21 protein-coding genes are annotated in these 20,672 nt (G+C 73.0%); 10 read left to right on the forward strand and 11 right to left on the reverse strand.

The window, feature by feature from the left end; all coding sequences use genetic code 11:
* Positions 1-114: 114 nt before the first annotated feature.
* On the forward strand, positions 115-867 hold the full coding sequence (locus ACPPVO_RS12915) for an N-acetyltransferase (RefSeq protein ID WP_426511431.1): 753 nt from the start codon (positions 115-117) through the stop codon (positions 865-867).
* A gap of 1 nt (position 868) precedes the next feature.
* Here ACPPVO_RS12915 and ACPPVO_RS12920 read toward each other — a convergent pair whose 3' ends face one another.
* On the reverse strand, positions 869-2,734 hold the full coding sequence (locus ACPPVO_RS12920; RefSeq protein ID WP_426511432.1) for a diguanylate cyclase domain-containing protein: 1,866 nt from the start codon (positions 2,732-2,734) through the stop codon (positions 869-871).
* A gap of 143 nt (positions 2,735-2,877) precedes the next feature.
* On the opposite strand from ACPPVO_RS12920, the gene ACPPVO_RS12925 reads away from it, so the two are divergent.
* A complete protein-coding gene (locus tag ACPPVO_RS12925) occupies positions 2,878-4,125 on the forward strand; it encodes a hypothetical protein (protein ID WP_426511433.1) in 1,248 nt (415 codons plus the stop codon).
* 151 nt (positions 4,126-4,276) lie between these two features.
* On the opposite strand, the gene ACPPVO_RS12930 is transcribed toward ACPPVO_RS12925, so the two are convergent.
* The 3 genes from ACPPVO_RS12930 to ACPPVO_RS12940 form a co-directional block, all read right to left on the reverse strand.
* The gene (locus tag ACPPVO_RS12930) at positions 4,277-4,429 is read right to left on the reverse strand and encodes a hypothetical protein (RefSeq protein ID WP_223102723.1); all 153 of its coding nucleotides are present in this window, start codon (positions 4,427-4,429) and stop codon (positions 4,277-4,279) included.
* A 73-nt stretch (positions 4,430-4,502) separates the two neighbouring features.
* Positions 4,503-5,099 carry a DUF305 domain-containing protein gene (locus tag ACPPVO_RS12935; protein ID WP_426511434.1) on the reverse strand — a complete coding sequence of 199 codons (597 nt, stop codon included), beginning with the start codon at positions 5,097-5,099 and terminating at the stop codon, positions 4,503-4,505.
* Positions 5,096-5,872 (reverse strand): lytic polysaccharide monooxygenase, encoded by a 777-nt coding sequence (locus ACPPVO_RS12940; protein ID WP_426511435.1) that lies wholly within the window; start codon positions 5,870-5,872, stop codon positions 5,096-5,098. The genes ACPPVO_RS12935 and ACPPVO_RS12940 overlap by 4 nt, the downstream gene beginning before the upstream one ends.
* A 132-nt stretch (positions 5,873-6,004) precedes the next feature.
* Here ACPPVO_RS12940 and ACPPVO_RS12945 point away from each other — a divergent pair, with 132 nt between their 5' ends.
* Positions 6,005-7,195 carry an MFS transporter gene (locus tag ACPPVO_RS12945; RefSeq protein WP_426511436.1) on the forward strand — a complete coding sequence of 397 codons (1,191 nt, stop codon included), beginning with the start codon at positions 6,005-6,007 and terminating at the stop codon, positions 7,193-7,195.
* Between the two features lie 5 nt (positions 7,196-7,200).
* Positions 7,201-7,743, forward strand: coding sequence for a TIGR03086 family metal-binding protein (locus ACPPVO_RS12950; RefSeq protein WP_426511438.1), 543 nt, complete (start codon positions 7,201-7,203; stop codon positions 7,741-7,743).
* Here the strand turns inward: ACPPVO_RS12950 and ACPPVO_RS12955 are convergent.
* Positions 7,712-8,245: a MarR family winged helix-turn-helix transcriptional regulator gene (locus tag ACPPVO_RS12955; protein WP_426511439.1), complete on the reverse strand. Its 534-nt coding sequence runs from the start codon at positions 8,243-8,245 to the stop codon at positions 7,712-7,714. The two genes, ACPPVO_RS12950 and ACPPVO_RS12955, sit on opposite strands and share 32 nt — an antisense overlap.
* Positions 8,246-8,336: 91 nt before the next feature.
* Between ACPPVO_RS12955 and ACPPVO_RS12960 the strand changes: the two genes are divergently transcribed.
* Positions 8,337-8,981: an FMN-dependent NADH-azoreductase gene (locus ACPPVO_RS12960; protein ID WP_426511440.1), complete on the forward strand. Its 645-nt coding sequence runs from the start codon at positions 8,337-8,339 to the stop codon at positions 8,979-8,981.
* 3 nt (positions 8,982-8,984) lie between these two features.
* Here ACPPVO_RS12960 and ACPPVO_RS12965 read toward each other — a convergent pair whose 3' ends face one another.
* On the reverse strand, positions 8,985-9,386 hold the full coding sequence (locus tag ACPPVO_RS12965; protein WP_426511441.1) for a MerR family transcriptional regulator: 402 nt from the start codon (positions 9,384-9,386) through the stop codon (positions 8,985-8,987).
* Between the two features lie 38 nt (positions 9,387-9,424).
* Here ACPPVO_RS12965 and ACPPVO_RS12970 point away from each other — a divergent pair, with 38 nt between their 5' ends.
* Together ACPPVO_RS12970 and ACPPVO_RS12975 are read left to right on the forward strand one after the other, a co-directional pair.
* Positions 9,425-10,132, forward strand: coding sequence for a sporulation protein (locus ACPPVO_RS12970; protein ID WP_426511443.1), 708 nt, complete (start codon positions 9,425-9,427; stop codon positions 10,130-10,132).
* Positions 10,133-10,235: 103 nt separating this feature from the next.
* The gene (locus tag ACPPVO_RS12975) at positions 10,236-10,937 is read left to right on the forward strand and encodes a bifunctional nuclease domain-containing protein (protein ID WP_426511444.1); all 702 of its coding nucleotides are present in this window, start codon (positions 10,236-10,238) and stop codon (positions 10,935-10,937) included.
* Here the strand turns inward: ACPPVO_RS12975 and ACPPVO_RS12980 are convergent, their stop codons facing one another.
* Complete coding sequence (locus tag ACPPVO_RS12980) at positions 10,938-12,389, reverse strand: SDR family NAD(P)-dependent oxidoreductase (RefSeq protein WP_426511445.1); 1,452 nt, start codon at positions 12,387-12,389, stop codon at positions 10,938-10,940.
* Between the two features lie 242 nt (positions 12,390-12,631).
* Here ACPPVO_RS12980 and ACPPVO_RS12985 point away from each other — a divergent pair, with 242 nt between their 5' ends.
* Both ACPPVO_RS12985 and ACPPVO_RS12990 read left to right on the forward strand, forming a co-directional pair.
* The gene (locus ACPPVO_RS12985; RefSeq protein ID WP_426511447.1) at positions 12,632-13,414 is read left to right on the forward strand and encodes a helix-turn-helix domain-containing protein; all 783 of its coding nucleotides are present in this window, start codon (positions 12,632-12,634) and stop codon (positions 13,412-13,414) included.
* 537 nt (positions 13,415-13,951) lie between these two features.
* Positions 13,952-14,680, forward strand: a complete 729-nt coding sequence (locus ACPPVO_RS12990) for a M23 family metallopeptidase (protein ID WP_426511448.1) — start codon at positions 13,952-13,954, stop codon at positions 14,678-14,680.
* Between the two features lie 6 nt (positions 14,681-14,686).
* Here the strand turns inward: ACPPVO_RS12990 and ACPPVO_RS12995 are convergent, their stop codons facing one another.
* Both ACPPVO_RS12995 and pta read right to left on the reverse strand, forming a co-directional pair.
* Positions 14,687-15,037, reverse strand: coding sequence for a VOC family protein (locus ACPPVO_RS12995; RefSeq protein ID WP_426511449.1), 351 nt, complete (start codon positions 15,035-15,037; stop codon positions 14,687-14,689).
* Between the two features lie 33 nt (positions 15,038-15,070).
* A complete protein-coding gene (gene pta, locus ACPPVO_RS13000; protein ID WP_426511450.1) occupies positions 15,071-17,110 on the reverse strand; it encodes a phosphate acetyltransferase in 2,040 nt (679 codons plus the stop codon).
* Positions 17,111-17,128: 18 nt separating this feature from the next.
* Here pta and ACPPVO_RS13005 point away from each other — a divergent pair, with 18 nt between their 5' ends.
* Positions 17,129-18,232: an acetate/propionate family kinase gene (locus tag ACPPVO_RS13005; protein WP_426511451.1), complete on the forward strand. Its 1,104-nt coding sequence runs from the start codon at positions 17,129-17,131 to the stop codon at positions 18,230-18,232.
* A 143-nt stretch (positions 18,233-18,375) separates the two neighbouring features.
* Here the strand turns inward: ACPPVO_RS13005 and ACPPVO_RS13010 are convergent, their stop codons facing one another.
* Positions 18,376-19,122, reverse strand: a complete 747-nt coding sequence (locus ACPPVO_RS13010; RefSeq protein WP_426511452.1) for an SGNH/GDSL hydrolase family protein — start codon at positions 19,120-19,122, stop codon at positions 18,376-18,378.
* Between the two features lie 90 nt (positions 19,123-19,212).
* The gene (locus ACPPVO_RS13015; RefSeq protein WP_426511453.1) at positions 19,213-20,577 is read right to left on the reverse strand and encodes a PLP-dependent aminotransferase family protein; all 1,365 of its coding nucleotides are present in this window, start codon (positions 20,575-20,577) and stop codon (positions 19,213-19,215) included.
* Positions 20,578-20,672: the final 95 nt, after the last annotated feature.

Here is a 20,672-nt window from a genome sequence, read left to right on the forward strand (position 1 = left end):
CAAGGTCTGATCCACCGGTATATACATCGGCCACACCAACGGGCCCTGAAGGTCCCGCGCGGATTGCGTTTTCCGTGTCGGGGGTGCGCTCCCCGGCTCGGTAGAGTCGTTCTCGTGGATTTCGCCTGGCTCGAGGTGACGACGCTGGCCGAGCGCCCCGACCGCCTGCCGCTCATCACGACCTTCGACGATCCCGCCGTGGCCCCGTTCCTGTACCAGGACCCGGTGTCCGCGGCGCTGTTCCCGGCGCTCGTGGCGCGGCACCCGCGGTACACGTTGCTGGCCGTCGAGCGGGCGACCGGGCGGCCGGCGGGGCTGCTGTGCACGCTGCCCTTCACCGCGGCCGAGGACGGGGTGCTGCCCGCCGGGGGCTACGACGCGGTACTGCTGTCCGCCGCCGCCGACACCCTGGCCGGCACCCCCGGCCCGCAGGTGTCCGCGCTGTTCGCGACCGTCCGGCCCGACCTGCGCGGCCGCGGCGTCTCCGGCCATCTGGTCGCGCTGGCCCGGCGCAACGCCGCGGCGCTCGGGCACCCGGCGCTGTTCGCCCCGGTCCGCCCGACCCACAAGCATCTGGAGCCGTTGGTACCGCTGGCCGAGTACGTGGCCCGCCGCCGCGCCGACGGCACCGCCGCGGACCCCTGGCTGCGCGTGCACGAGCGGGCCGGCGGGCGGTTCGTGGCGGTGGCGCCGCACTCGATGACCATCGCCGCGCCGCTGCCGCGGTGGCGGGAGTGGACCGGCCTGCCGTTCGACGCGCCCGGGCCGGTCGTCGTCGCGGGCGGCCTCGGGCCGGTGGTGTGCGACCCGGAGCGGGGCGTCGCCACGTACGTGGAGGCCAACGCCTGGTACCGCCACGACCTCTGAGTCAGAACGCGGCGCGGTCGCGCAGGGCGTGCTTCACCGAGTACATCGCGGCGTCCGCGTCGCGCAGGAGGGCGTCGGCGTCGGCCAGGGCGCCGCTGGCCGCCCCGATGCTGGCCCGGATCGGGATCAGCGTCCCGTCGATCTCGACCGCCTGGCCGAAGGACTCGTGCAGCCGGCGGGTCAGGTCCTCGGCGTAGGACAGCGGCGTGTCCGGCAGCAGGACCGCGAACTCGTCGCCGCCGAGCCGGGCCACCGTGTCGCCGGCCCGCACGCACCGGCGCAGGCGGTCGGCGACCGCGCGCAACAGGGCGTCGCCGGCGTGGTGGCCGTAGGTGTCGTTGACCGCCTTGAACCCGTCCAGGTCGATGATCAGGATGGCCGCGTGGCCGCCCGCCGCGGCGATCCGCTCGGCGAACAGGGCCCGGTTGGCCAGGCCGGTCAGCGCGTCGTGGGTGGCCTGGTGGTGCAGCCGGTCCTGGTAGGCGACGACCTCGGTGATGTCGTGCGCGTTGTAGACGACCCCGCCGATGCTCGGTACGTGCGTGAGGTTGGTGGCCACCGCCGTGAGGTAGCGCGGGCGGCCGTCGAGGTGCGGCACCTGCAGCCGCATGGTGATGCTCGCGCCCGGGCGGGTCAGCAGGCCGGCCAGGCGGGCCCGCCACTGCTCGCGCCCCTCGGGCACGGTCAGCTCGTCCATCCGCCGGCCGACCACCGACTCGGGCGGCACGCCGAACGTGCGCTCCACGGCCGGGCTCGCGTACGACACCACGTGGTCCGGCCCGGCGATGACGGTGATGTCGGAGGAGTGCTGGACCAGGGCCCGGAACCGCTCCTCCTGCTCGGCCAGGGCGCGCAGGCTGCGGTCGACCTCGCCGAGCAGCCGCGCGTTGTCGGTGAACGCGATCAGCTGCCGGGTCACCACGATGCCGGTGACGAGCAGCACCCCGACGACGACGCCCCAGACCCGCACGTCCAGCGAGCCTTCGGTGAGCGACACGATCAGCAGCACGTAGGCGGCGGCGACCCCGATGTACGGCAGCAGGCTGAACGGCCGCACCGGCCGGCGCTCCAGGATGCCGGGGTCGGCGCGCAGGTTGGCCTCGTTGATGCGGGGCACGGCGGCCAGCAGGGCGCACGGCAGGAGGCGGGCCAGCATCGCCAGCTCGGGCCGCGTGACCTCCACCAGGGCCGCGGTCAGGCCGGTGCTGAGCCCGATGAGCACGCTGGCCAGGCCCGCGGTCCAGCCGGCGATCGGGGTGAACGGCATGTTGCGGCCCAGCATGAGCTTCACCAGGCCGAACGAGCCCGCGATGCTGACCCCGGCCGAGGCCAGGGCGAGCAGCAGCGCACCGCCGCTCTCCCGGACGTCGACGCTGGGGGAGAGGTACCACACCAAGACCGCGGTGGCGGCGACGACCGTGGCCGCGTCGAGCATGAACCGCAGCCGCTCCCGCCCGGCCGTGCGGGTCGGGTGCAGCACCATGGCAAGCAGGCAGACGACCGAGCCGCAGGTGACGAGCCCGGACTGCACCGCGCCGCCCTGCACCATGCCGCCGACGGGGTTGGCGAAGGTCTCGACGCCCTGGACGGTGTCGCCGACCGTGAAGAACACCGCCCCGGCCGCGATGAGCCGCCAGAACCGCCGGTGCGCCGCGGACACGCCCGGCAGTGCGCTCATCCGCGCCGAGAGGACCGCGAAGATGACGTCGAGAAGCACCTGAATCGGCCAGAACAGGGCGAGCTTCACGGATGCCCCGGTTCCGGGCAGGGCATACCAGATGGTGCAGGCCACGGTGCCCAGGAACATGGCGCGCAGGACCGGATCGCGCAGCAGCACGGTCCGCGGCTGCTCATGGGATGTGCTCACGGCACTCCATTCATTGCGCCGGACTCTACCGTGTGGACGGCCACCGTTTGGTGTCGTCTACATCGTCCATACGGCCGAAGACCTGAGTCAGGCTGAAGTGCTCGGTGAAAATACGCGAGCGAGAACCGTGTAGAAACGACCCCGTGGATGCCAAGCGGATGCAGGGGATCGGTTTTGCCGCGCTCATGGGGGTCGCGGCCGGGGCGGCGCTGGCGGCGCACCGCGGGCCGCGCGCGGCGCTGAAGGCCGCGGCGGTCGGCGGCGGCACGCTCGCCGCGATCGACGCGGCGGCCCGGGCGCGGCAGAAGCCCGGCGAGATCCCGGCGGTCTGGGCGCGGATCGCGGCCAGCGGGGCCCTCGCGGCGCCGGTCGGGTGGGCGGCCGGCAAGGCCGGGGCGTCGCCGCTCGCGGTCGGGGTCGCCGCCGGGGCCGTGGCCGGCGCGATGGGCGTGCGGCCGCACAAGGTGGCGCTCGGCCCGGTGGTCGGCCTGGCCGTGGGCGCGGCGCTGCGCAACCGCCCGCCGGCCCAGGCGGCCGCGGCGAGCGTGGTCGCGTTCCGGACCGTCTCGCAGCTGGTGTTCCGGGAGCCGCAGGTCGAGCTGGTGGCCGAGAGCGCGACGGCCGAGCAGCTGCCGTTCGTGGTACCGCTGGAGGCCCGCACCCGCTACGTCGGCACCGGCTATGTGCGGGACCTGGCCGCGGCGACCGGCGGCACCTACGAGGAGGCGGTCGCCGACATCGGCATCGTGGCGAGCCTGGACGCCCTGGCCGGCCCCGAGTTCGACCCGGCGGCCGTGGACCCGCGGGTGCGCGAGTTCTACGAGCACACGACCCGCTTCGCGCTGGACATCGTGCCCCGGTGGTGGCCCTGGGTGCGGCCGGGTTATCTGCTGTACCGCAACCTCGTGGCCCGCCCGCTCGGCCAGGCCAACGTGCCCATGAACCTGCGCGAGGCGCAACGCGGGATGCACAGCCGAATCGACACCATCACCGGCGCCGACGGGGTCGTGTCGACGCGGGGGTGGATACGCTCCTTCGCCCACAACGGCGAGCCGATCTACGTGGGCATCTACACGACGTACCGGCACGGCGAGCGCGGGTACGTCAGCGTCGGCTTCCCCCTGCCGCAGGCGAACTTCACGGCCACGCTCGCCCCGCGGCCCCGCCCGGACGGCGGGCTGCGGCTGACGAGCAAGGCGTACGACGGGCAGACAGGGCACTACCTGAGCTACATCGACGGCGAGAGCCGTGCACTGTCCACGATGGCCGTGCACGGCTTCGCCGAGGAGCTCGACGTGTACGTGGAGGACGGCGAACTGCGCGCCGACCACGCGTTCTCGCTGTTCGGACTGCCCTTCCTGACCCTGGAGTACCGAATCGCGCGCAAATGACGGTCGATCGCTTCCCGCGACGCTCCGTGGAGGCCGCGCGCACAACGCTCCGGCGCCCCTCGCCCGCGGACGGCGACCCACGTGTGGGAGGGGGTTTGGGTGGAGCGGAGCTCCCCCAATGGGGAGCGACCGGCGGGAGCGCGAGAAACAGCTAGCGGCTGGGCTGGCCGCTGCCCGGGCACTCGCCCGCGCCGGGGCCGGCGCCGTCGGGCTGGTGGGCCGGGGTGGGGGAGCCGGCGTTCACGTGGACGCGGGCGCCGCACTTCGGGCAGCGGCTGATGGCCTGAGTGGCCGTCGACGACATGGCGGTACACCTCCGATGAGACGACAAAGCCGGACCCTGCAGTTATGCCCCGGGTCCGGCCCATCGGAACATGTCAGCCCGCGGCGAGGGCCAGCATCTGCTTGATCTGCTGCGTGCGGGACAGCTGCACCCGCTCCGCCAGCTGCTTGACCGTCGCGTTCTGGCCGGTCGTGGCCAGCTGCTGGGCCAGCTCGACGGCGTTGTGCTGGTGGGCGATGAGCAGGTTGAGGAACTTCGTCTCGAAGTCGGCGCCGCTCGCGTCCCGCAGCGCCTGGATCTCCTCGGGGCCCGTCGCCGGGCGGCCGCCGTGGGCCGCGTGCACGGCCGGGTCGGCGATGTCGGCCTGCGGTACCTTCCACGCCTGCAGCCAGCGCTGCATGGTGCGGACCTCCTCGGCCTCGACCACGTCGATCGCGCCCGCGAGGTCGACGACCTCCTCGCGCACGCCCTTCTGCTCGCCGAGCCTGAGCATCTGCAGGCCCTGCTGCTGGTGGGCGATCATCATCTGTAGGAACATCACGTCGAAGTCGTTGTGCGGGCCGGCCGCGGTGACCGCGTCGGCCTCGGCGATGCCCTGGCTCACCGCCAGCGGCGGGACGGCCGCGGGCTCGCTCCCGCAGCCGCTCAGCAGCGCGGCGGCCGCGGCGAGCGTGACCAGCAGGCGCTTCACAGCGGCAGCCAGAGGGCCAGGGTGTAGACCGGCTCCCACGTGTAGATCGAGCGGTGGGACTGGCGGCACTGGTAACGCTTGCCGTTGTACGTCACCACGTCGCCGACGTGGTAGAGCGTGTCGGGGGCCCAGTCCGTGGTCGCCGTCGTGGGCTGGGTGCTCTTCGTGGGCGTCGCGGTCTTCGTGGGAGCGGGCGTCGGCGTGATCGACTTCGTCGGAGTCGGCTTGGGTGTCGGCGTCGTCGTCGGGGTCGCTCCGCCGCCGCCGACCTGCACGTCGATGCAGTTGTAGAAGGCGTTGGCGGTGTCCGCGATGTTCCAGATCGCCAGGATCTTCTGGCGCCCGCTGTACCCGGCCAGGCTCACCTGGTGCGAAACGGTGGCGTCGGGCTGCTTGCCGCCGTCGTTGAACTCCGCGATCTGCTTACTGCCGATGAAGTACTGCCACGTGCTCGTCGAATGCCGGGCCGTGAGCACCCAGTTGAACGTGACCGACGTGCCGACCGCCGTCGCCGGCCAGTTGCGGCTGTCGTCGCTGAGCACGGCGAACCGCTCGTTGCCGCCGTCGCAGCTCTTGAGCCCCTTCGGGCCCTCGACGCTCTGCGGCTCGTACTGGATCGCGCCGCAGTCGGCGACCTTGCCCTGCGCGCACAGCGCCTGCCGGCTCGGCGGCGAGGACACGTATCCGTGGGCCGAGGCGGGCTCGGCGAAGACGAGCGTCCCAGCGGCGGCGGCACCGAGGGCGACCAGCGGGTACAGCACCGTTCTGCGCATTGTCGATACCATTTCTCTCGGGTCAGAAAAACGTATCGGAGTGGCGCTTAACGACGCCTCGTGCGATTTGCAAATCCCGCCTAACGCCCTTTTATGGTGTCGTTAATCGCGGGGGATGGCATGATCACGCCCATGTCGGTCTCCGCCGTGCTGCGCGCCGCGCAGGTGGCCCGCGTCCTCGCCGCCAGCTGCGTGGGCCGGCTGCCGCTGGGGGCGGCCCCGGTGGCCCTGCTGCTGTACGCCCGGGAGAGCCTCTCCATCGCCGCCGCCGGCCTGCTCGTGGGCGTCTACACGGCCGGCCTGGCCGTGGGCGGGCCGGTCCTGGCGCGCATCGCGGACCGGTTCCGCCAGCCGCCGGTCATGCTCGCCGGCGCCGCCGTGTCGACCCTCGGGTTCGTGGTTCTGGTGCAGGGTGTACCGCTCTGGGCGGCGCTCCTGGCCGGAGCCCTCGCCGGCCTGGGCGCCCCGCCGTTCGAGGCCGGCCTGCGGGTGCTGTGGCGCGACCTGCTCGACGAGGAGCAGGTGCCGGCCGCGTACACGCTCGACATCGCGGTCCAGGAGCTCATCTTCATCTTCGGCCCGCTCGTGGCCGGCCTGGCCGTGGCCCTCGGCGGCGGCGCGGCCGGCGTGTACGCCACCGCCGCCCTCCAACTGCTCGGCACCGTGTGGTTCGTCACGACACCGGTCGTGCGCGGCTGGCGGGGCGAGCACGCCGAGCGGCACTGGGCGGGCGCCCTGCGCTCGGGCCCGCTGCGGCTGCTGCTGACCGCGGTGGTCCTGATCGGCGCGGGCGTCGGCTCCCTGCCGGTGGCGATGCTGGACTACGCCGAGTCCGTCGGGCACCGCTCGTTCTCGAGCTGGCTGCTGGCCGCGCAGGCGTTCGGCGCGCTCATCGGCGGCCTGGTCAACACCCGCGTGAAGGTCGACGCACGCCGGCTGCCGTGGCTGGGCCTGGCGCTCGGCCTGGGCTACGTGCCGCTGCTGCTCACCCCGGCCCCGGCCCCGCTGATGCTGCCGCTCGCCGTGCTGTGCGGCCTGTTCCTGCCGCCGCTGCTGGCCGCGGCCTTCCTGACCGTGGACCGCATCGCCCCGCCCGGCACCGCGGCGGAGGCCTTCGCCTGGGTCGCGACCGCGTTCTCGGTCGGCGCGGCGGCGGGCGCGGCCGTGGACGGCGCCATCCTGGACGCGGTGACCTCGACGCGCGCGGGCTTCATCCTCCCGCCGGTCGTGATCCTCCTGGCCGTGCCCTGGCTCCGTCCCGTCGCCCGCCACGCGCCTGGCGGGTTTGTTCAAGACGGCGGCGGTACCGGTGGGGCAGGTTGACGGGCATGGACAAGCACCTGTTGCTGGTTGAAGCCGCGCCCGTCACGATCGGGCTCGTCGGCCGGATCTCGCCGGAGGACCTCGGGCGGCCCACGCCGTGCCGGGAGTGGGACGTGCGCGGGCTCGTCGGGCATCTGCTCGAGTGGGGGCCGCCGCTGGAAGGGGCCGCGCGTAAGGAGGCCGTGGCACCCGGGGGCGGGGACGGCGACGTGCGCGCGCAGCTCGAGCGGCTCGCGGCGGCGTGGGGCGAGGCGGACGCGTGGGACGGCGGCACGGTCATGGGCGGCATCGAGATGCCCGCGGACCTGGTCGGGGGCATGGTGCTCGGCGAGTTCGTGCTGCACGGCTGGGACCTCGCGCGCGGGCTCGGGGTGCCGGTCGCGTTCTCCGGCGACGTGCTGCGCCTGATGTACGACGAGGTCGCCCGCTCCGCCGAGCAGGGCCGCGCGATGGGCGTCTACGGGCCCGAGGTACCGGTGCCGGCCGATGCCGCGATGTTCGACCGCGTGCTCGCGCTCAGCGGCCGCGACCCCTTCTGGGCGGCCTAGGCGCCTCGGCCGCGCCGAGCGACTCGACGACCGAGCAGGCGTCCTGGAGCGGGTCCTGGGTGTCGATGTTGACGGCCACCTCGCGGAGCATCTCGCGGAAGCGGGCGCGGTCGTTCTCCGGCAGCGCGGTGAGCACCCGGTCCTCGACGTGGCGCAGCTTGCGCTGCAGGTCGCAGAGGGTGGCGCGGCCCGCCTCGGTGGCCGAGATGCGCCGGGCCCGGCGGTCGGCCGGGTCGGGCTTGCGCTCGATCAGGCCGGCCTTCTCGAGGTCGTCCAGCAGGTACGTCATCACGGTCCGGTCGATGCCCAGCTTGTTGGCCAGGGCGAGCTGGGTGAGGGCCGCGCCGTCGACGGCCGAGGTCAGGACCTGGTAGCCGCGCGGGCCGCCGGGCACATCGGCGATCACCGACTGGGCGCCCTTCGCGTAGCCGCGCAGGAGCACGCCCAGCGCCCAGCCGAGGTCCGACTGGAGCTCGACGTGGGGATCAGCCGCCTGCGTCATGACAGCAATGATAAGCAGGTCACTCACTCTTGCCATCAGATGTTCTGCGAAGCAGACTTTCTTCACAGCTGCACAAACTGTGGAGGTACCGATGCACCTGTTCCGTCTCGACGCCAGCATCCGCACGACCGGGTCGGTGAGCCGTGCGCTCGCCGACACCGCCGAGCAGGCCTGGCTCGCCGAGCACCCCGGCGCCACCGTCACCCGTCGTGACCTGGGCCGCGAGCCGTTGCCGGGCGACCTCTGGGGCCGGGCGGCGCTGTCCATGGTCGACCCGACCGCGCCCGCGGCGCCGGAGGCGGTCGCGCTGAACGAGCGGCTCTCGGCCGAGCTGCTCGAGGCCGACGCGTACGTGTTCGCGGTGCCGCTCTACAACTGGGGCGTCCCGGCCAGCTTCAAGACCTGGATCGACCTGGTCCTGCTCAACCCGGCGTTCGGCGGCGCCGGCGACCGGCCCCTCGCCGGGCGGCCGGCGGTGCTGGCGATGAGCCGCGGCGGCGGCTACGGCCCGGGCGCGCCCAAGGAGGGCTGGGACCACAACAGCCCGTACGTGCGGCGCATCCTCGCCGAGGTGCTGCACCTCGACGTCCACGTGACCGAGGCCGAGCTCACGCTCGCCGACGTCACTCCGGCGATGGCGCCGCTGCGGGGGCGGGCGGCGGAGCTGCTGAAGACCGGCCACGAGCACGCGGCGCTGCACGGCCGGCGCATCGCGGAGCTGGTCGTCCGCGCGTAAGGCTCAGCCGCCGAGTGGCGGCAGGTTCTGGGTCAGCTCGATCGCCGTGTGCACCAGCGACTGCAGCCGCGCCGTGAGCGCGAGCAGGAGCTGGTGCGCGGCCGGCCCGGCGTGCACGGCGGCCTCGCGCAGCAGGTCGATGTCGCCCTGCACCTGGCTGAGCTGCCCGGTCAGGTCGCCCGCGCCGCGCTCGAGCGCGCCGGCCATGTCGGCCAGGCTCACGCCGTTGGCCTCCAGAGCCTTGATCGCCGCGATCCGTTCGATGCAGGACGCGTCGTACAGCCGGAAGTTGCCGGCCGTCCGCTCGGCCGACTCGATCAGGCCCAGTCCGGTGTAGAAGTCGACGGTGCGCGTCGACACGCCGGCCTGGTTGGCGAGTTCCCCGATCCGCAGGAGCTTTGACACGATCCAACCCTACAGTGCCGCGTGCTAGTGTGCCCGCCATGGTGTTCCGGAGCCTGCGCCGCGCTGCCCTGGGCGTGGGCGGTCCGGCCGTCGATACGGTACTCGATGATCCTGAGACCCGCCCGGGGGAGTCACTCCGCGGTGCAGTACACCTCACCGGCGGCGAGCGCGACGTCGAGATCGAGCGGATCGTCCTGACCGTGCTGACCCGGGACGGCTCCGCCACCCGGGAGCTCGGCCGCCACGAGCTGGCCGGCGAGTTCCGGTTGAAGGCGGGGGAGGCTCGGGCGGTACCGCTGCAAATCGCCGTTCCGCTCGGCACACCGATCACTCATGTGTTCGGGGAGCGGGTTCCCGGCCTGGCCGTCGGGGTGCGCACCGAGCTCGAGGTCGCCTTCGCCCACGACCCGGGCGACCTGGACTTCGTCGCCGTGCACCCGCTCCCGGCCGAGGCCGCGGCCCTCGAGGCGCTGCGCGCGCTCGGGTTCCGGTTCAAAGACGCAGGCCTTGCCTCCGCGCCGGTGCCGTCGGACTGGAACTCCGCCGACGTGTCGCAGGTGTTCGATTTCTGGGTGGCGCCGCAGTACCAGCAGATCGCCACCGAGGTTGCTGTCGGCTTCACGACCGGCGCGGACTTCGTGGAGCTCGTGCTCGACGGGGCCGTCCGCAGCCGCCACGACCGGGGCGAACCCGTCGACTGGGAAGCCGAGGTAGACCGGCTGATGCGGCAGATCGGACAGATCTGACGATAGACCTCCACCTGACCGGCCCAGGGGGTCGATCGCCCGACACGGTACCGTTAGGCGCACAGGGGTTGACAGCCGTTGCTACGGACTCGGGAGGCGGGGCATGCGAGAGCTCGTCGTGGTGGGTGTGCGTGCGCAGACCTGGCAGAGCCGTCCCGTGGTCCTGCTCAAGGACGAACCCACGGGCCGGCACCTGCAACTGCCCGTCGAGGGCGGTCCGCGCAGCATGGACGAACCGATCAGCGCCGAGCTGTTCCAGCGCGCGCTGACCGCGTTGAACGCGCCGCTGCGGGCGGTCGAGGTGGTCGCCGCGCACGGCCCGTTCCAGCTCGTGCTGGGGCCCGGCATCCGGGTGCCGGCGGCGCCGCTGGAGGCGATCGCGCTGGCCCGGCACTGGGGCGTGCCGATCCTGACGACCGAGGAGCTGCTCAACGCGGCCGCGGTCCAGGCGCCCGAGGGCCCGACCCAGCCGCTGGACCTGACGGCGCACATGGAGAAGCTGCCCTCGGGCCGCGCCACGCTGCTGATCCGCAAGGGCGCCGAGGCCGGGGCCGAGTTCTCCCTCGACGGCGACGTCGTGCGCTGCGGCCGAGACTCGGCGAACCAGATCGTGCTCGACGACAACACGGTGTCGCGCAAGCACGTCGAGTTCCACCGCAACACCGGCGGGTTCGGCTACTCGATGCTCGACATGGGCAGCCTGAACGGCACCTACGTCAACGGCGAGCGGGTGAAGAGCGCCAACCTGAACGACGGCGACGAGGTCCAGGTCGGCAAGTTCATGCTGTTGTACCAGTTGCGCTAGTCACCAGCTCGAGGGCTCGAAGTCCTTCAGGAAGCAGCCGTACAGGTCCTCGCCGCGCTCGCCGCGCACGATCGGGTCGTAGACCCGGGCGGCGCCGTCGGCGAGGTCCAGCGGGGCGTGGAAGCCCTCCTCGTGCAGCCGCATCTTCTGCGGGTGCGGCCGCTCGTCGGTGATCCAGCCGGTGTCGACGGCGGTCATGAGGATGCCGTCGTCGAGCATCTCCTCGGCGCTGGTGCGCGTCAGCATGTTCAGCGCCGCCTTGGCCATGTTGGTGTGCGGGTGCCCCGGCCCCTTGTACCGCCGGCTGAACTGCCCCTCCATGGCCGAGACGTTCACGACGTACTTGCGCCGCGCGGCCGCCGCCTTGAGCGCCGGGCGCAGCCGCGACACCAGGATGAACGGCGCCGTGACGTTGCACAGCTGCACCTCGAGCAGCTCGAGCGGGTCGACCTCCTCGACGGTCTGCACCCAGCTGTTGCTCGCGGCCAGGTCGGGCACCAGCCCGCCCGCGTCGATCGCGGTGAGCGCCGCGATCTTCTCCGGGGTCGTGTTCCGGCTGGTCAGCGCGAGCGCGGTCAGCGCGTGCGGCGGGATCAGGGTCGGGGTCCGCGCGGACTCCAGCACCAGCTCGTTGTCCGTCTTGTGGAACGTCAGCACGTCGGGCATGGGCCCGTCGAGCATCACCGGCGCGGACTCGGCCGCGACGAGGTGCGAGTAGGAGCCGGCGGTCCGCTTGACCGTCTGCGCCGCGTTGTTGATGAGGATGTCGAGCGGCCCCTGGGCGGCCACGTCGTCGGCGAGCGCCGCCACCTGGGCCGGGTCGCGCAGGTCGATGCCGACGATCCGCAGCCGGTGCAGCCACTCCGCGCTGTCGGGCATGGCCGCGAAGCGGCGCACGGCGTCGTTGGGGAACCGCGTGGTGATCGTGGTGTGGGCGCCGTCGCGCAGGAGCCGCAGCGCGATGTACATGCCGATCTTGGCCCGGCCGCCGGTGAGCAGCGCCCGGCGCCCGCTCAGGTCCGTGCGCTGGTCGCGCCGCTCCCGGTTGAGCTTGGCGCAGGGCGGGCAGAGCTGGTGGTAGAAGGCGTCGACGTCGACGTACCGCGTCTTGCACGTGTAGCACGAGCGCGCCCGCTTGAGCTGCCCCGCGAGCGCCCCGACGGTCGGGGACACCAGCGCGATGCCCTGCGTCTCGTCGTCGATGCGCCCGGGCGCGCCGGTCGCGGTCGCCGAGGTCACCGCCCGGTCGGCCTCGGTGACGGCGGCGCGCCGCTCACTGCGCCGCTGGCGCTTGACGTGCTTGTACAGGTGCGAGGTGGCCCGGCGTACGCGCAGCACGTCGGGGTGCTCGGGCGGTAGCTCCTGCAGCTCCTCGAACACGGCGAGGCAGATGGCCAGCCGCTCGGGGTCGATGCCGGGGCCGAGGTCGTCAAGGGGGTCGTGCGGGGTCACGACGGGAACTGTACGCAACGCCCCCGCCACCACACCAAACAGAAACGGGTCCGGGTTGGCGTCGTTGCCACCCGGACCCGCTGCTCCGCGGCCTCCGCCGTCCCCCGTTGTGCACGCACACCTCGGCGGGCCCGCGTCGTTCTCGTTGACTGGTCCAGTAAAGCCCGTCCCTACCGACAAATCCGACATTTACGTATAATGGGGTCGAGGTTCCTTCTTTGGGGCGTGGCAGGATTCAGGGCATGCGTGACCGCCGGGAGCTGGCCGGGGCCTGGTCGGACTTCCAGTCCCACGGCTTCGCGGCCCCCGCCCCGGGGCTGTCCTGTCTGGTCGCCCGCTACTGGTGGGCCCGCTGGGACCTGCGCGGCCAGCCCGACTACGCCCAGCTGATCGTCCCGTACCCCAACGTCCAGCTGACCTTCTCGACCGACGGGCCGGCGATGGTCCGGGGCGTGTGCCGGGGGCGGGTGCGGAGGGTTCTGTCGGGCCGGGCGGCGGTCGTGGGGGTGGCCTTTCGTCCGGGCGTGTTCCGCCGGTTCCTGGGTGGCCCGGTTGAATCCCTCACGGATCGGTCGCTGGCCGCCGACGCCGTCTTTCCGCACGTTCCGGCCCTGGTCCTGGCGGCCCTCGATGCCGTTGATCCGGCTGAGGCCGTTGTGGCGGCCCTGGACGGCTTCCTGGCCGCTCATCGGCCGGAGCCGGACCCGGTCGGGGACGAGGTGGCCCTATGGGTGGACGAGATCGCCGGGTCGCCCGAGCTGCGCCGGGTCGACCAGCTGACCGCCCGTTTCGGGGTCAGCGAGCGCCACCTGCAGCGCCTGTTCGCCGAGCACGTGGGGGTGAGCCCGAAGTGGGTGCTGCGCCGCTTCCGACTGCACGAGGTGACCGAGCGGATGGCGGCCCGGGCGCCGATCGACTGGGCCGCGCTCGCCGCCGACCTGGGCTTCGCCGACCAGGCCCACCTGACCCGCGACTTCACGGGCATGTTCGGGGAGCCCCCGACGGCGTACGCCGCTCGCTACTGACCGCCGGCTTGGTCCCGGCGAACTGGGCATAACCGATAAATCCGATATGTCGCGGCGCGCCAGCGCCCGACATATCGTCGGCTGCCGGCCGAAGTCGACTTGGTCGGAGCCCGAATCGGCGAGAGGTCGAAGGGGGAGGGCGCCGCCGTCGAACGGGCGGGATTCGTGGCGGGCAGCGGCGGCCGGAAGCGGTGAGGGGCCGAACGTGGAGGGGCCGGCGTCGGTGAAGGGCTGAACGGAGAGGGAGTGCCGGCCGCGCCGAGGTAGCCGGAATTGGCGAAGAGCTGAACGGAGAGGGAGTGCCGGCCGGGCCGAGGTAGCAGGAATCGGCGAAGAGCTGAACGGAGAGGGCGCTGGCCGGGCCGAGGGGCCGGGATTGGTGAGAGGCTGGACGGAGAGGGAGTGCTCGCCGGGCGGCGGCGCCGGAATTGGTGAGAGGTCCGCACCGGTGGTCGAGGGCTACCGTCGAACGGGTCCCGATCCGTGGCCGGGCGGTGGCTTGGGGTCGCTTGCCGCCGGCGCGTAGGGTGGCGGGCGATGTCTGCCCTTCGCCTGAGTCTCGCCGGCGCCGCCCTGCTGGTCGTCGCCCTCGGTGCGGCCGCCTGCGGTGGCGATCCGGCCCCCGCGGGTCAGGCCCCCGCCGCCGCGGAGTCGCCCGGTCGTCAGGTGTCCAGCGCGGCCGCCTCCGGTGCGCCCGGTAGCGCCGGGCTGGCCTCCGAAGGTGCCGGTGCCGCCCCCACGGGCACCACGAAGCACGCCTTCCCCCTGCAGGGCAAGGGCTCCTACTCGCACGACCACCACGACTACCCGGCCACCGACATCATCGCCAACTGCGGCCTCAACGCGCTCTCCCCGGTCGACGGGACCGTGCTGGAGGTGACCAAGGTCGACACCTGGACGGCCAAGGTCAACGAGGGCTCCTCGCGCGGCGGACTGTCGGTGTCGATCCTGGGTAACGACGGCGCGCGGTACTACATGTCGCACTTCTCGGTCATCGACGACGGCATCGCGGCGGGCACGGTGGTCCAGGCCGGGCAGCCGGTGGCCAAGGTCGGGCGGACCGGCGACGCCAGCGCCTGTCACATCCACTTCGGGCTCTCCCCGGCGTGCGCGAAGACCGGCGACTGGTGGACCCGCCGCGGGGTGATCTGGCCCTGGTCCTACCTGGACGCGTGGAAGGCGGGCAAGGAGAAGTCCCCGGTCACCGAGCTGGAGGCGTGGCAGCAGAAGAACGGCTGCCCGGCCAAGGCCACCGCCGATCCGTAGGGCGGCTCAGCTGTACTCCAGGCAGAAGGGGTGGCCGGCCGGGTCGCTGTACACCCGGAAGCCCGCCTCCTTCGCCGAGAGCAGCTGCGCGCCCATGCGCAGGACCTTGGACTCCGCGGCATCGATGTCGTCGACCCAGATGTCCAGGTGGAGCTGCTGCGGGTAGTTCGGGTCCGGCCACTGCGGCGGGATGTAGTTCGGCGCGTGCTGGAAGCTGATCCGGCTGCCGCCGTCGCCGATGTCGATCCAGTCGCCTTCGACCTTCGTGACCGGCAGGTCGAGCAGCTCCGAATAGAACCGCGCGAGGGCATGCGGGTCCGAGGCGTCGAACACGACTGACGAGACTCTCGCAATCATCCCCCCATCGTGCCCCACCGGTATGACAAAAAACTAAGAAGTGGCCTGCGCCTGGATCGCGGTGATGGCGACGGTGTTCACGATGTCCTTCACCGTCGCGCCCCGGGACAGGTCGTTGACCGGCTTGCGCAGGCCCTGCATCACCGGGCCCACGGCCACCGCGCCCGCCGAGCGCTGGACCGCCTTGTACGTGTTGTTGCCCGTGTTCAGGTCCGGGAACACGAACACCGTCGCCTGGCCGGCCACCGGGCTCCCGGGCAGCTTGGTCGCGGCCACCGCGGGGTCGATCGCCGCGTCGTACTGGATCGGGCCCTCGACCGGCAGGTCCGGGCGCCGGGCGCGGACGATGGCCGTGGCCTCGGCGACCTTTGTGACGTCGGCGCCGGAGCCGGAGGTGCCGGTGGAGTACGACAACATCGCCACGCGCGGGGTCACCCCGAAGCGCGCGGCGGTGCCGGCCGAGGAGAGCGCGATGTCGGCCAGCTGCTCGGCGTCGGGGTCGGGGTTCACCGCGCAGTCGCCGTACACCAGGACGCGGTCGGGCAGCAGCATGAAGAACACGCTGGAGGCGACGCTCAGCCCCGGCACCGTCTTGATGATCTCGAAGGCCGGGCGGATCGTGGCCGCGGTGGTGTGGGTCGCGCCCGAGACCATGCCGTCGGCGTGGCCGAGCTGCACCATGAGGGTCCCGAAGTACGACACGTCGGCCACCACGTCGCGCGCGAGGTCGAACGTGACGCCCTTGTGCGCCCGCAGGTCGCGGTAGGTCGCCGCGAACTCCTCCCGCAGCGGGCTGGTGACCGGGTCGACGAGCTCCGCGGCGCCGAGGTCGAGGCTCAGGTCCCGCGCCTTGGCCCGGATCGCCGCGGGATCGCCGAGCAGGGTCAGGTCGGCGACCCCCCGGCGCAGCAGGATGTCCGCGGCGCGCAGGATTCTTTCCTCGGTACCTTCGGGCAGCACGAGGCGCCGCCGGTCCGCCCGGGCGCGGTCGATGAGGTCGTACTCGAACATCAGCGGCGTCACCCGCGCCGAGGCGGTCAGCTCCAGCACGTCCGCGAGCGCCTCCGTGTCCACATTGGACTCGAACGCGCCCAGGGCGGCCTCGACCTTGCGCGGGTTGGCCGCGCTGAGCCGGTGCTCCATGCGCGTGGACGACGCGATGGTGTCGTAGCTTCCCGACGGTACCGACAGCACCGCGAGCCCGGGGTTGAGCCGCTCGAAGAGGCTCAGCGCGGCGGGGTCGGGCGCGATGCCGAGGGTGAGCACGATCCCGGCCAGCGGCACCAGGCCCGACGCGTGCGCGGCGCCCGCGGCCACGAGCAGGTCAGCCCGGTCCCCGGGCGTGATGAGCAGGCAGTCGGGGGTGAGATGGCCCAGTACCGCCGGCACCTGCGCCGCCCCCACGACGTAGTCGAGCACGTCGCGCCCGAGCGCCGCGTCCCGGTCGCCGCCGGCGGTCACCACGCTCGCGCCGAGCTGGGCGGCGACCTCGGCCACCGTCGGCGCGCCGACGGTCGGCACGTCCGGGATGACGAAGCAGGGCACCGGGAGCTTCGGCGCGGGTACCGCCGAAACGGTCTTGTTCAGCACCACGGCGGCGACCGTCGCGTCGAGGTCGGCCAGCGCGTGGTAGGCCTGGCGGGCCATCGAGTCCAATGTGGACTCGTCGGCCCCGCTGCCGTTGACGACCGACACCACGACCGCGCCGAACTCGTTGGCCAGGCGGGCGTTGAATGCGAGGTCGTCGTCGATGTCGGTACCGATGACCACGACCGCCTCGTGCTGCTGCGAGACCGGGCGGAAGTGCTCGACGACCTGCCCGACGAGCTCCTCGGCGCGCCCGGCCGCGAGCATCGCCGCCGCCTCCGGATACGTCACGCCGTAGAGGCGGCCGTCCCCGATCGTGTACCGCGAGCGCAGCAACTCCAGCAGAACGTCCTCCGACGCGGGGGCGACGGGCCGGAAAACACCGATCCGCGGCACCTTGCGCGACAGCAGTTCGGCCAGTCCGAGGGCCACGGCCGACTTGCCGGAGTCGGGTCCGTGCTCGACGAGGTACACGATGCGGGCCACGGCGATAGTCTGCCTGGCATGATCCTCGTGCTCAACAGCGGCTCCTCGTCGGTGAAGTTTCGTGTCGTGGATCTCGCCGACCCGGCGGCGGGGGAACGGGGCCTGGTCGAGAAGATCGGCGAGCCGGGCGGCGTACCCGACCACGCGGCCGCGCTCGAGGAGGTGCTCGACGGCGTCGACGCCGCCGCGATCGAGGCCGTCGGGCACCGGATCGTGCACGGCGGGTCGCGCTTCCACGCGCCCGTGGTCGTCGACGACGCGGTGCTGGACGCCGTGCGCGAGCTGGTACCGCTGGCCCCGCTGCACAACCCCGGCGGCATCACCGGCATCGAGGCGGCCCGCGCGAAGCTCCCGGCGGTGCCGCACGTGGCCGTGTTCGACACCGCGTTCCACGCGACGATCCCGCCTGCCGCGGCCACGTACGCGATCGATCGCGAACTTGCCGCACGGTACGACATCCGGCGTTTCGGCTTTCACGGCACCTCGTGCGCCTATGTGTCCGCGCGCGCCGCCGACCTGCTGGGCCGCCCCCTGGACGACCTCAACCTGGTCGTCCTGCACCTGGGCAACGGCGCCAGCGCCACCGCCGTGCGGGGCGGGCGCAGCGTCGACACGTCGATGGGCCTGACCCCGCTGGAGGGCCTGGTCATGGGCACCCGCTCGGGTGACCTGGACCCGGCCGTCCCCGCCTACCTGCACCGCGTGGCCGGGATGGACTTCGCCGCCGTCGACGACACCCTGCAGCGCCACGCGGGCCTGCTGGGCCTGGCCGGCGTGAACGACATGCGCACCGTGCTGGAGCACCGGGCGTCCGGCGACGAGGCGGCGGCGCTGGCCTTCGACGTGTACTGCCACCGCATCCGCAAGTACATCGGCGCCTTCCACGCCGTGCTGGGCCGCCTCGACGCGATCGTGTTCACGGCGGGCGTGGGCGAGAACGCCCCGGCCGTGCGGGCGGCGTCGCTGAGCGGCCTGGAGCCGTGGGGCGTCACCGTCGACGCGGCGCGCAACGAGGCGAACGAGCGCGTCATCAGCCCCGACGGTGCGCGGGTCGCGGTGTGCGTGGTACCGACGGACGAGGAGCACGCGATCGCCGAGCAGACGGCCGCGCTCGTACTCTGAGCTGCTGCCCAAGGGCGATCCGCAGGCCCGGCTCGTCCCCCCCCGGGACGCACGGGCGCCTGGTGCGGCCCGAGTTGCGGAGGCGCATGCTGCGTATCGCGGCGGCGGCGGACGTGTACCGCGGCGGCCGGGCCCGCAGCGAACTAGGAAATCAGCACCCAGCTCGGGTGTTTTGCCACCCGGCCGTCGCCCGAGGAGCGGCCTCTCAGACGGCGGGTCACCCACGGCAGGACGTGTTCGCGGTAGTACTTCGCCTCGGCCAGCAGGCCGCGCGTCGGGGCCGGGCCCGGGTCGATGCGCTCCGCCGTCGTCGGGTGGCCCAGGGCCGTCAGCACCAGGCTCGCCACCCGCCGGTGGCCGGCCGCGTTGAGGTGCAGGCGGTCCGCGGACCAGTACGGGGCCTTGCGGATCTCCTCGTCGCCGAAGATGTTGACGAAGAGGGCGTCGTAGCGGTTCGTCAGCTCCTGGACGGCCGCGGACAGGATCTCGCCCTTGCGGCGGATGACCTTGCCGAACGGTAGGTGCTCCGACGGGTCGGCGCCGCTGAGCAGGAGCATTTTCACGCCCGCGTCCGAAGTGCGGCGTACCGCCGTCTCGGTCAGCGCCAGCAGGTGGTCCATGTCCGTGCCGCGGCGCATCATGTCGTTGCCGCCGCCGTTGAGCGACAGCATCGTCGGGGTCGGGTCCAGGCTCAGGGCCACGTCGAGCTGCTCGTCCAGGATCGGGCCGAGCAGGCGGCCGCGGATGGCGAGGTTCGCGTACTGGACCGTCTCGCCGGTCGCCTCCGCGATCCCGGCCGCGACCAGGTCCGCCCAGCCCCGCGGGCGGCCGTCCGCGCGCTCGTCGCCCATGCCCTCGGTGAAGCTGTCGCCGATCGCCACGTATCGCACAGTTCGTCCCTTTCGCCGCGGCGCCCCCGGTAGACCATCATCCAGAAACGGCCGCCGGCGCCAGGGATGGGGGCCAAACTGTCGTGAGTGTCACCGCCAGCCGCGGGGGTGGCTCGCCGCGCGCGGGCCGCTGCCGCGCACCTCGCCGCCGGCCGCCTCGGCGAGGACGTCGGCCAGGGCGGGGAAGTCGTCGCGGATCAGGCCGGCGGTGATGCGCACGTGGTCGCTGTCCTGGTGGCTCACCTCGAACGGGGCCCCGGGCGCCACCGCGATCCCGTGCGCGGCCAGGGTGAGCAGCGCGACCTGCTGGTTCGCGACCGCCATCCAGACGTTTATCCCGTCCGCGCCGGTGGCCGCGACCCCGCGCTCGTCGAGGGCGTCGAGCAGGGCGGTGCGGCGGCGGGCGTACTCGTCGCGGGCGTGGGCGACCTGACGTACCGTCGCCGGGTCGGTGAGCAGCTCGACCAGGACGGCCTGCAGGAGCCGCGACGACCAGCCGGGGCCGAGCAGCCGCCGGTCGGTGACGGCGGTGACGACCGACGCGGGGCCGCCGATCGCGGCCAGGCGCAGGTCGGGGCCGTGGCTCTTGGAGAAGCTGACGACGTGCACGGTGCGGTCGGGCAGGCGGCGGCCCAGGCTCACCGGCGGCGCGGTCGCGATCGCGCCGGCGTGGTCGTCCTCGATCACGGTGACGCCGGGGTGGCGGGCCAGGATGCGGGCGAGCTTGTCGGCGCGGGCCTGGGTCATGCTGGCGCCGGTCGGGTTGTGCGCGCGCGGCTGCAGGAACAGCGCGACCGGTTCGCAGCCGGCCAGGGCGGCGGTGAGCGCGTCGGGGCGCAGGCCGTGCTCGTCGAGGCCGACCCCGACGACGGTGGCGCCGACCGTCTCCAGCAGGTCGAGGGTCGGCGGGAAGGCCGGGTCCTCGACGAGCACGTGGTCGCCGAAGCGGACCACGACGCCGGCGATGCGGTCGAGCGCGTCCATGGCGCCGTCGACGACGGTGATCTGCTCGGGCGGGTACGGCCAGCGCCCGCGCAGCGCCTCCTCCAGGCCCGGCAGGACGGCGCCGTCGAGGTACGAGGTGGTCAGCCGGGCGTCGCCGATGCGCTTGAGGGCCTCGGTGAGGCTCGGCAGCAGGTCGTAGTCCGGCACGCCGGTCGAGTAGTCGCGCAGCAGGCCGCCGCGCAGCTCGCTGACGCGGGTGCCGAGCTGGGCGTACCGCAGGCGCTGGCGCGGCACCGAGGGGCCGGACACGAACGTGCCCGAGCGGCCCCGGGTCTGGATGGCGCCCGCGCGGGCCAGGCTGCGCCACGCCTCGCTGACCGTGGTCGGGCTGATCCCGAGCTCGCGGGCGACGTCACGCACGGTGGGCAGGCGGGTGCCCGCGGGCAGCGTCCCCGCGGTGACGAGGCGGCTGACGGCCGCCGCGATGCCCCGGGCCGACCGGTCGTCCACCGCTCCGGTGATCAGCGCTAGCAAATTACATCTCCGAAACATTCTGTAACGCTCGGACCATTGTCCGCCTAGATTTGTGTCGTTAGTGTCCTACG

It is taken from the genome of Dactylosporangium sp. McL0621, assembly GCF_049995355.1.
Taxonomy (GTDB): Bacteria; Actinomycetota; Actinomycetes; order Mycobacteriales; family Micromonosporaceae; genus Dactylosporangium.

Coding starts and splice junctions, on each gene's coding strand:
- ACPPVO_RS12955 (WP_426511439.1), bottom strand. CDS start 8,245: ATGACGCAGGCGGCTGATCCCCACGTCGAGCTCCAGTCGGACCTCGGC.
- ACPPVO_RS12970 (WP_426511443.1), top strand. CDS start 9,425: ATGGTGTTCCGGAGCCTGCGCCGCGCTGCCCTGGGCGTGGGCGGTCCG.
- ACPPVO_RS12930 (WP_223102723.1), bottom strand. CDS start 4,429: ATGTCGTCGACGGCCACTCAGGCCATCAGCCGCTGCCCGAAGTGCGGC.
- ACPPVO_RS12940 (WP_426511435.1), bottom strand. CDS start 5,872: ATGCGCAGAACGGTGCTGTACCCGCTGGTCGCCCTCGGTGCCGCCGCC.
- ACPPVO_RS12985 (WP_426511447.1), top strand. CDS start 12,632: ATGCGTGACCGCCGGGAGCTGGCCGGGGCCTGGTCGGACTTCCAGTCC.
- ACPPVO_RS12960 (WP_426511440.1), top strand. CDS start 8,337: ATGCACCTGTTCCGTCTCGACGCCAGCATCCGCACGACCGGGTCGGTG.
- ACPPVO_RS12995 (WP_426511449.1), bottom strand. CDS start 15,037: ATGATTGCGAGAGTCTCGTCAGTCGTGTTCGACGCCTCGGACCCGCAT.
- ACPPVO_RS12990 (WP_426511448.1), top strand. CDS start 13,952: ATGTCTGCCCTTCGCCTGAGTCTCGCCGGCGCCGCCCTGCTGGTCGTC.
- ACPPVO_RS12975 (WP_426511444.1), top strand. CDS start 10,236: ATGCGAGAGCTCGTCGTGGTGGGTGTGCGTGCGCAGACCTGGCAGAGC.
- ACPPVO_RS12950 (WP_426511438.1), top strand. CDS start 7,201: ATGGACAAGCACCTGTTGCTGGTTGAAGCCGCGCCCGTCACGATCGGG.
- ACPPVO_RS13005 (WP_426511451.1), top strand. CDS start 17,129: ATGATCCTCGTGCTCAACAGCGGCTCCTCGTCGGTGAAGTTTCGTGTC.
- ACPPVO_RS12945 (WP_426511436.1), top strand. CDS start 6,005: ATGTCGGTCTCCGCCGTGCTGCGCGCCGCGCAGGTGGCCCGCGTCCTC.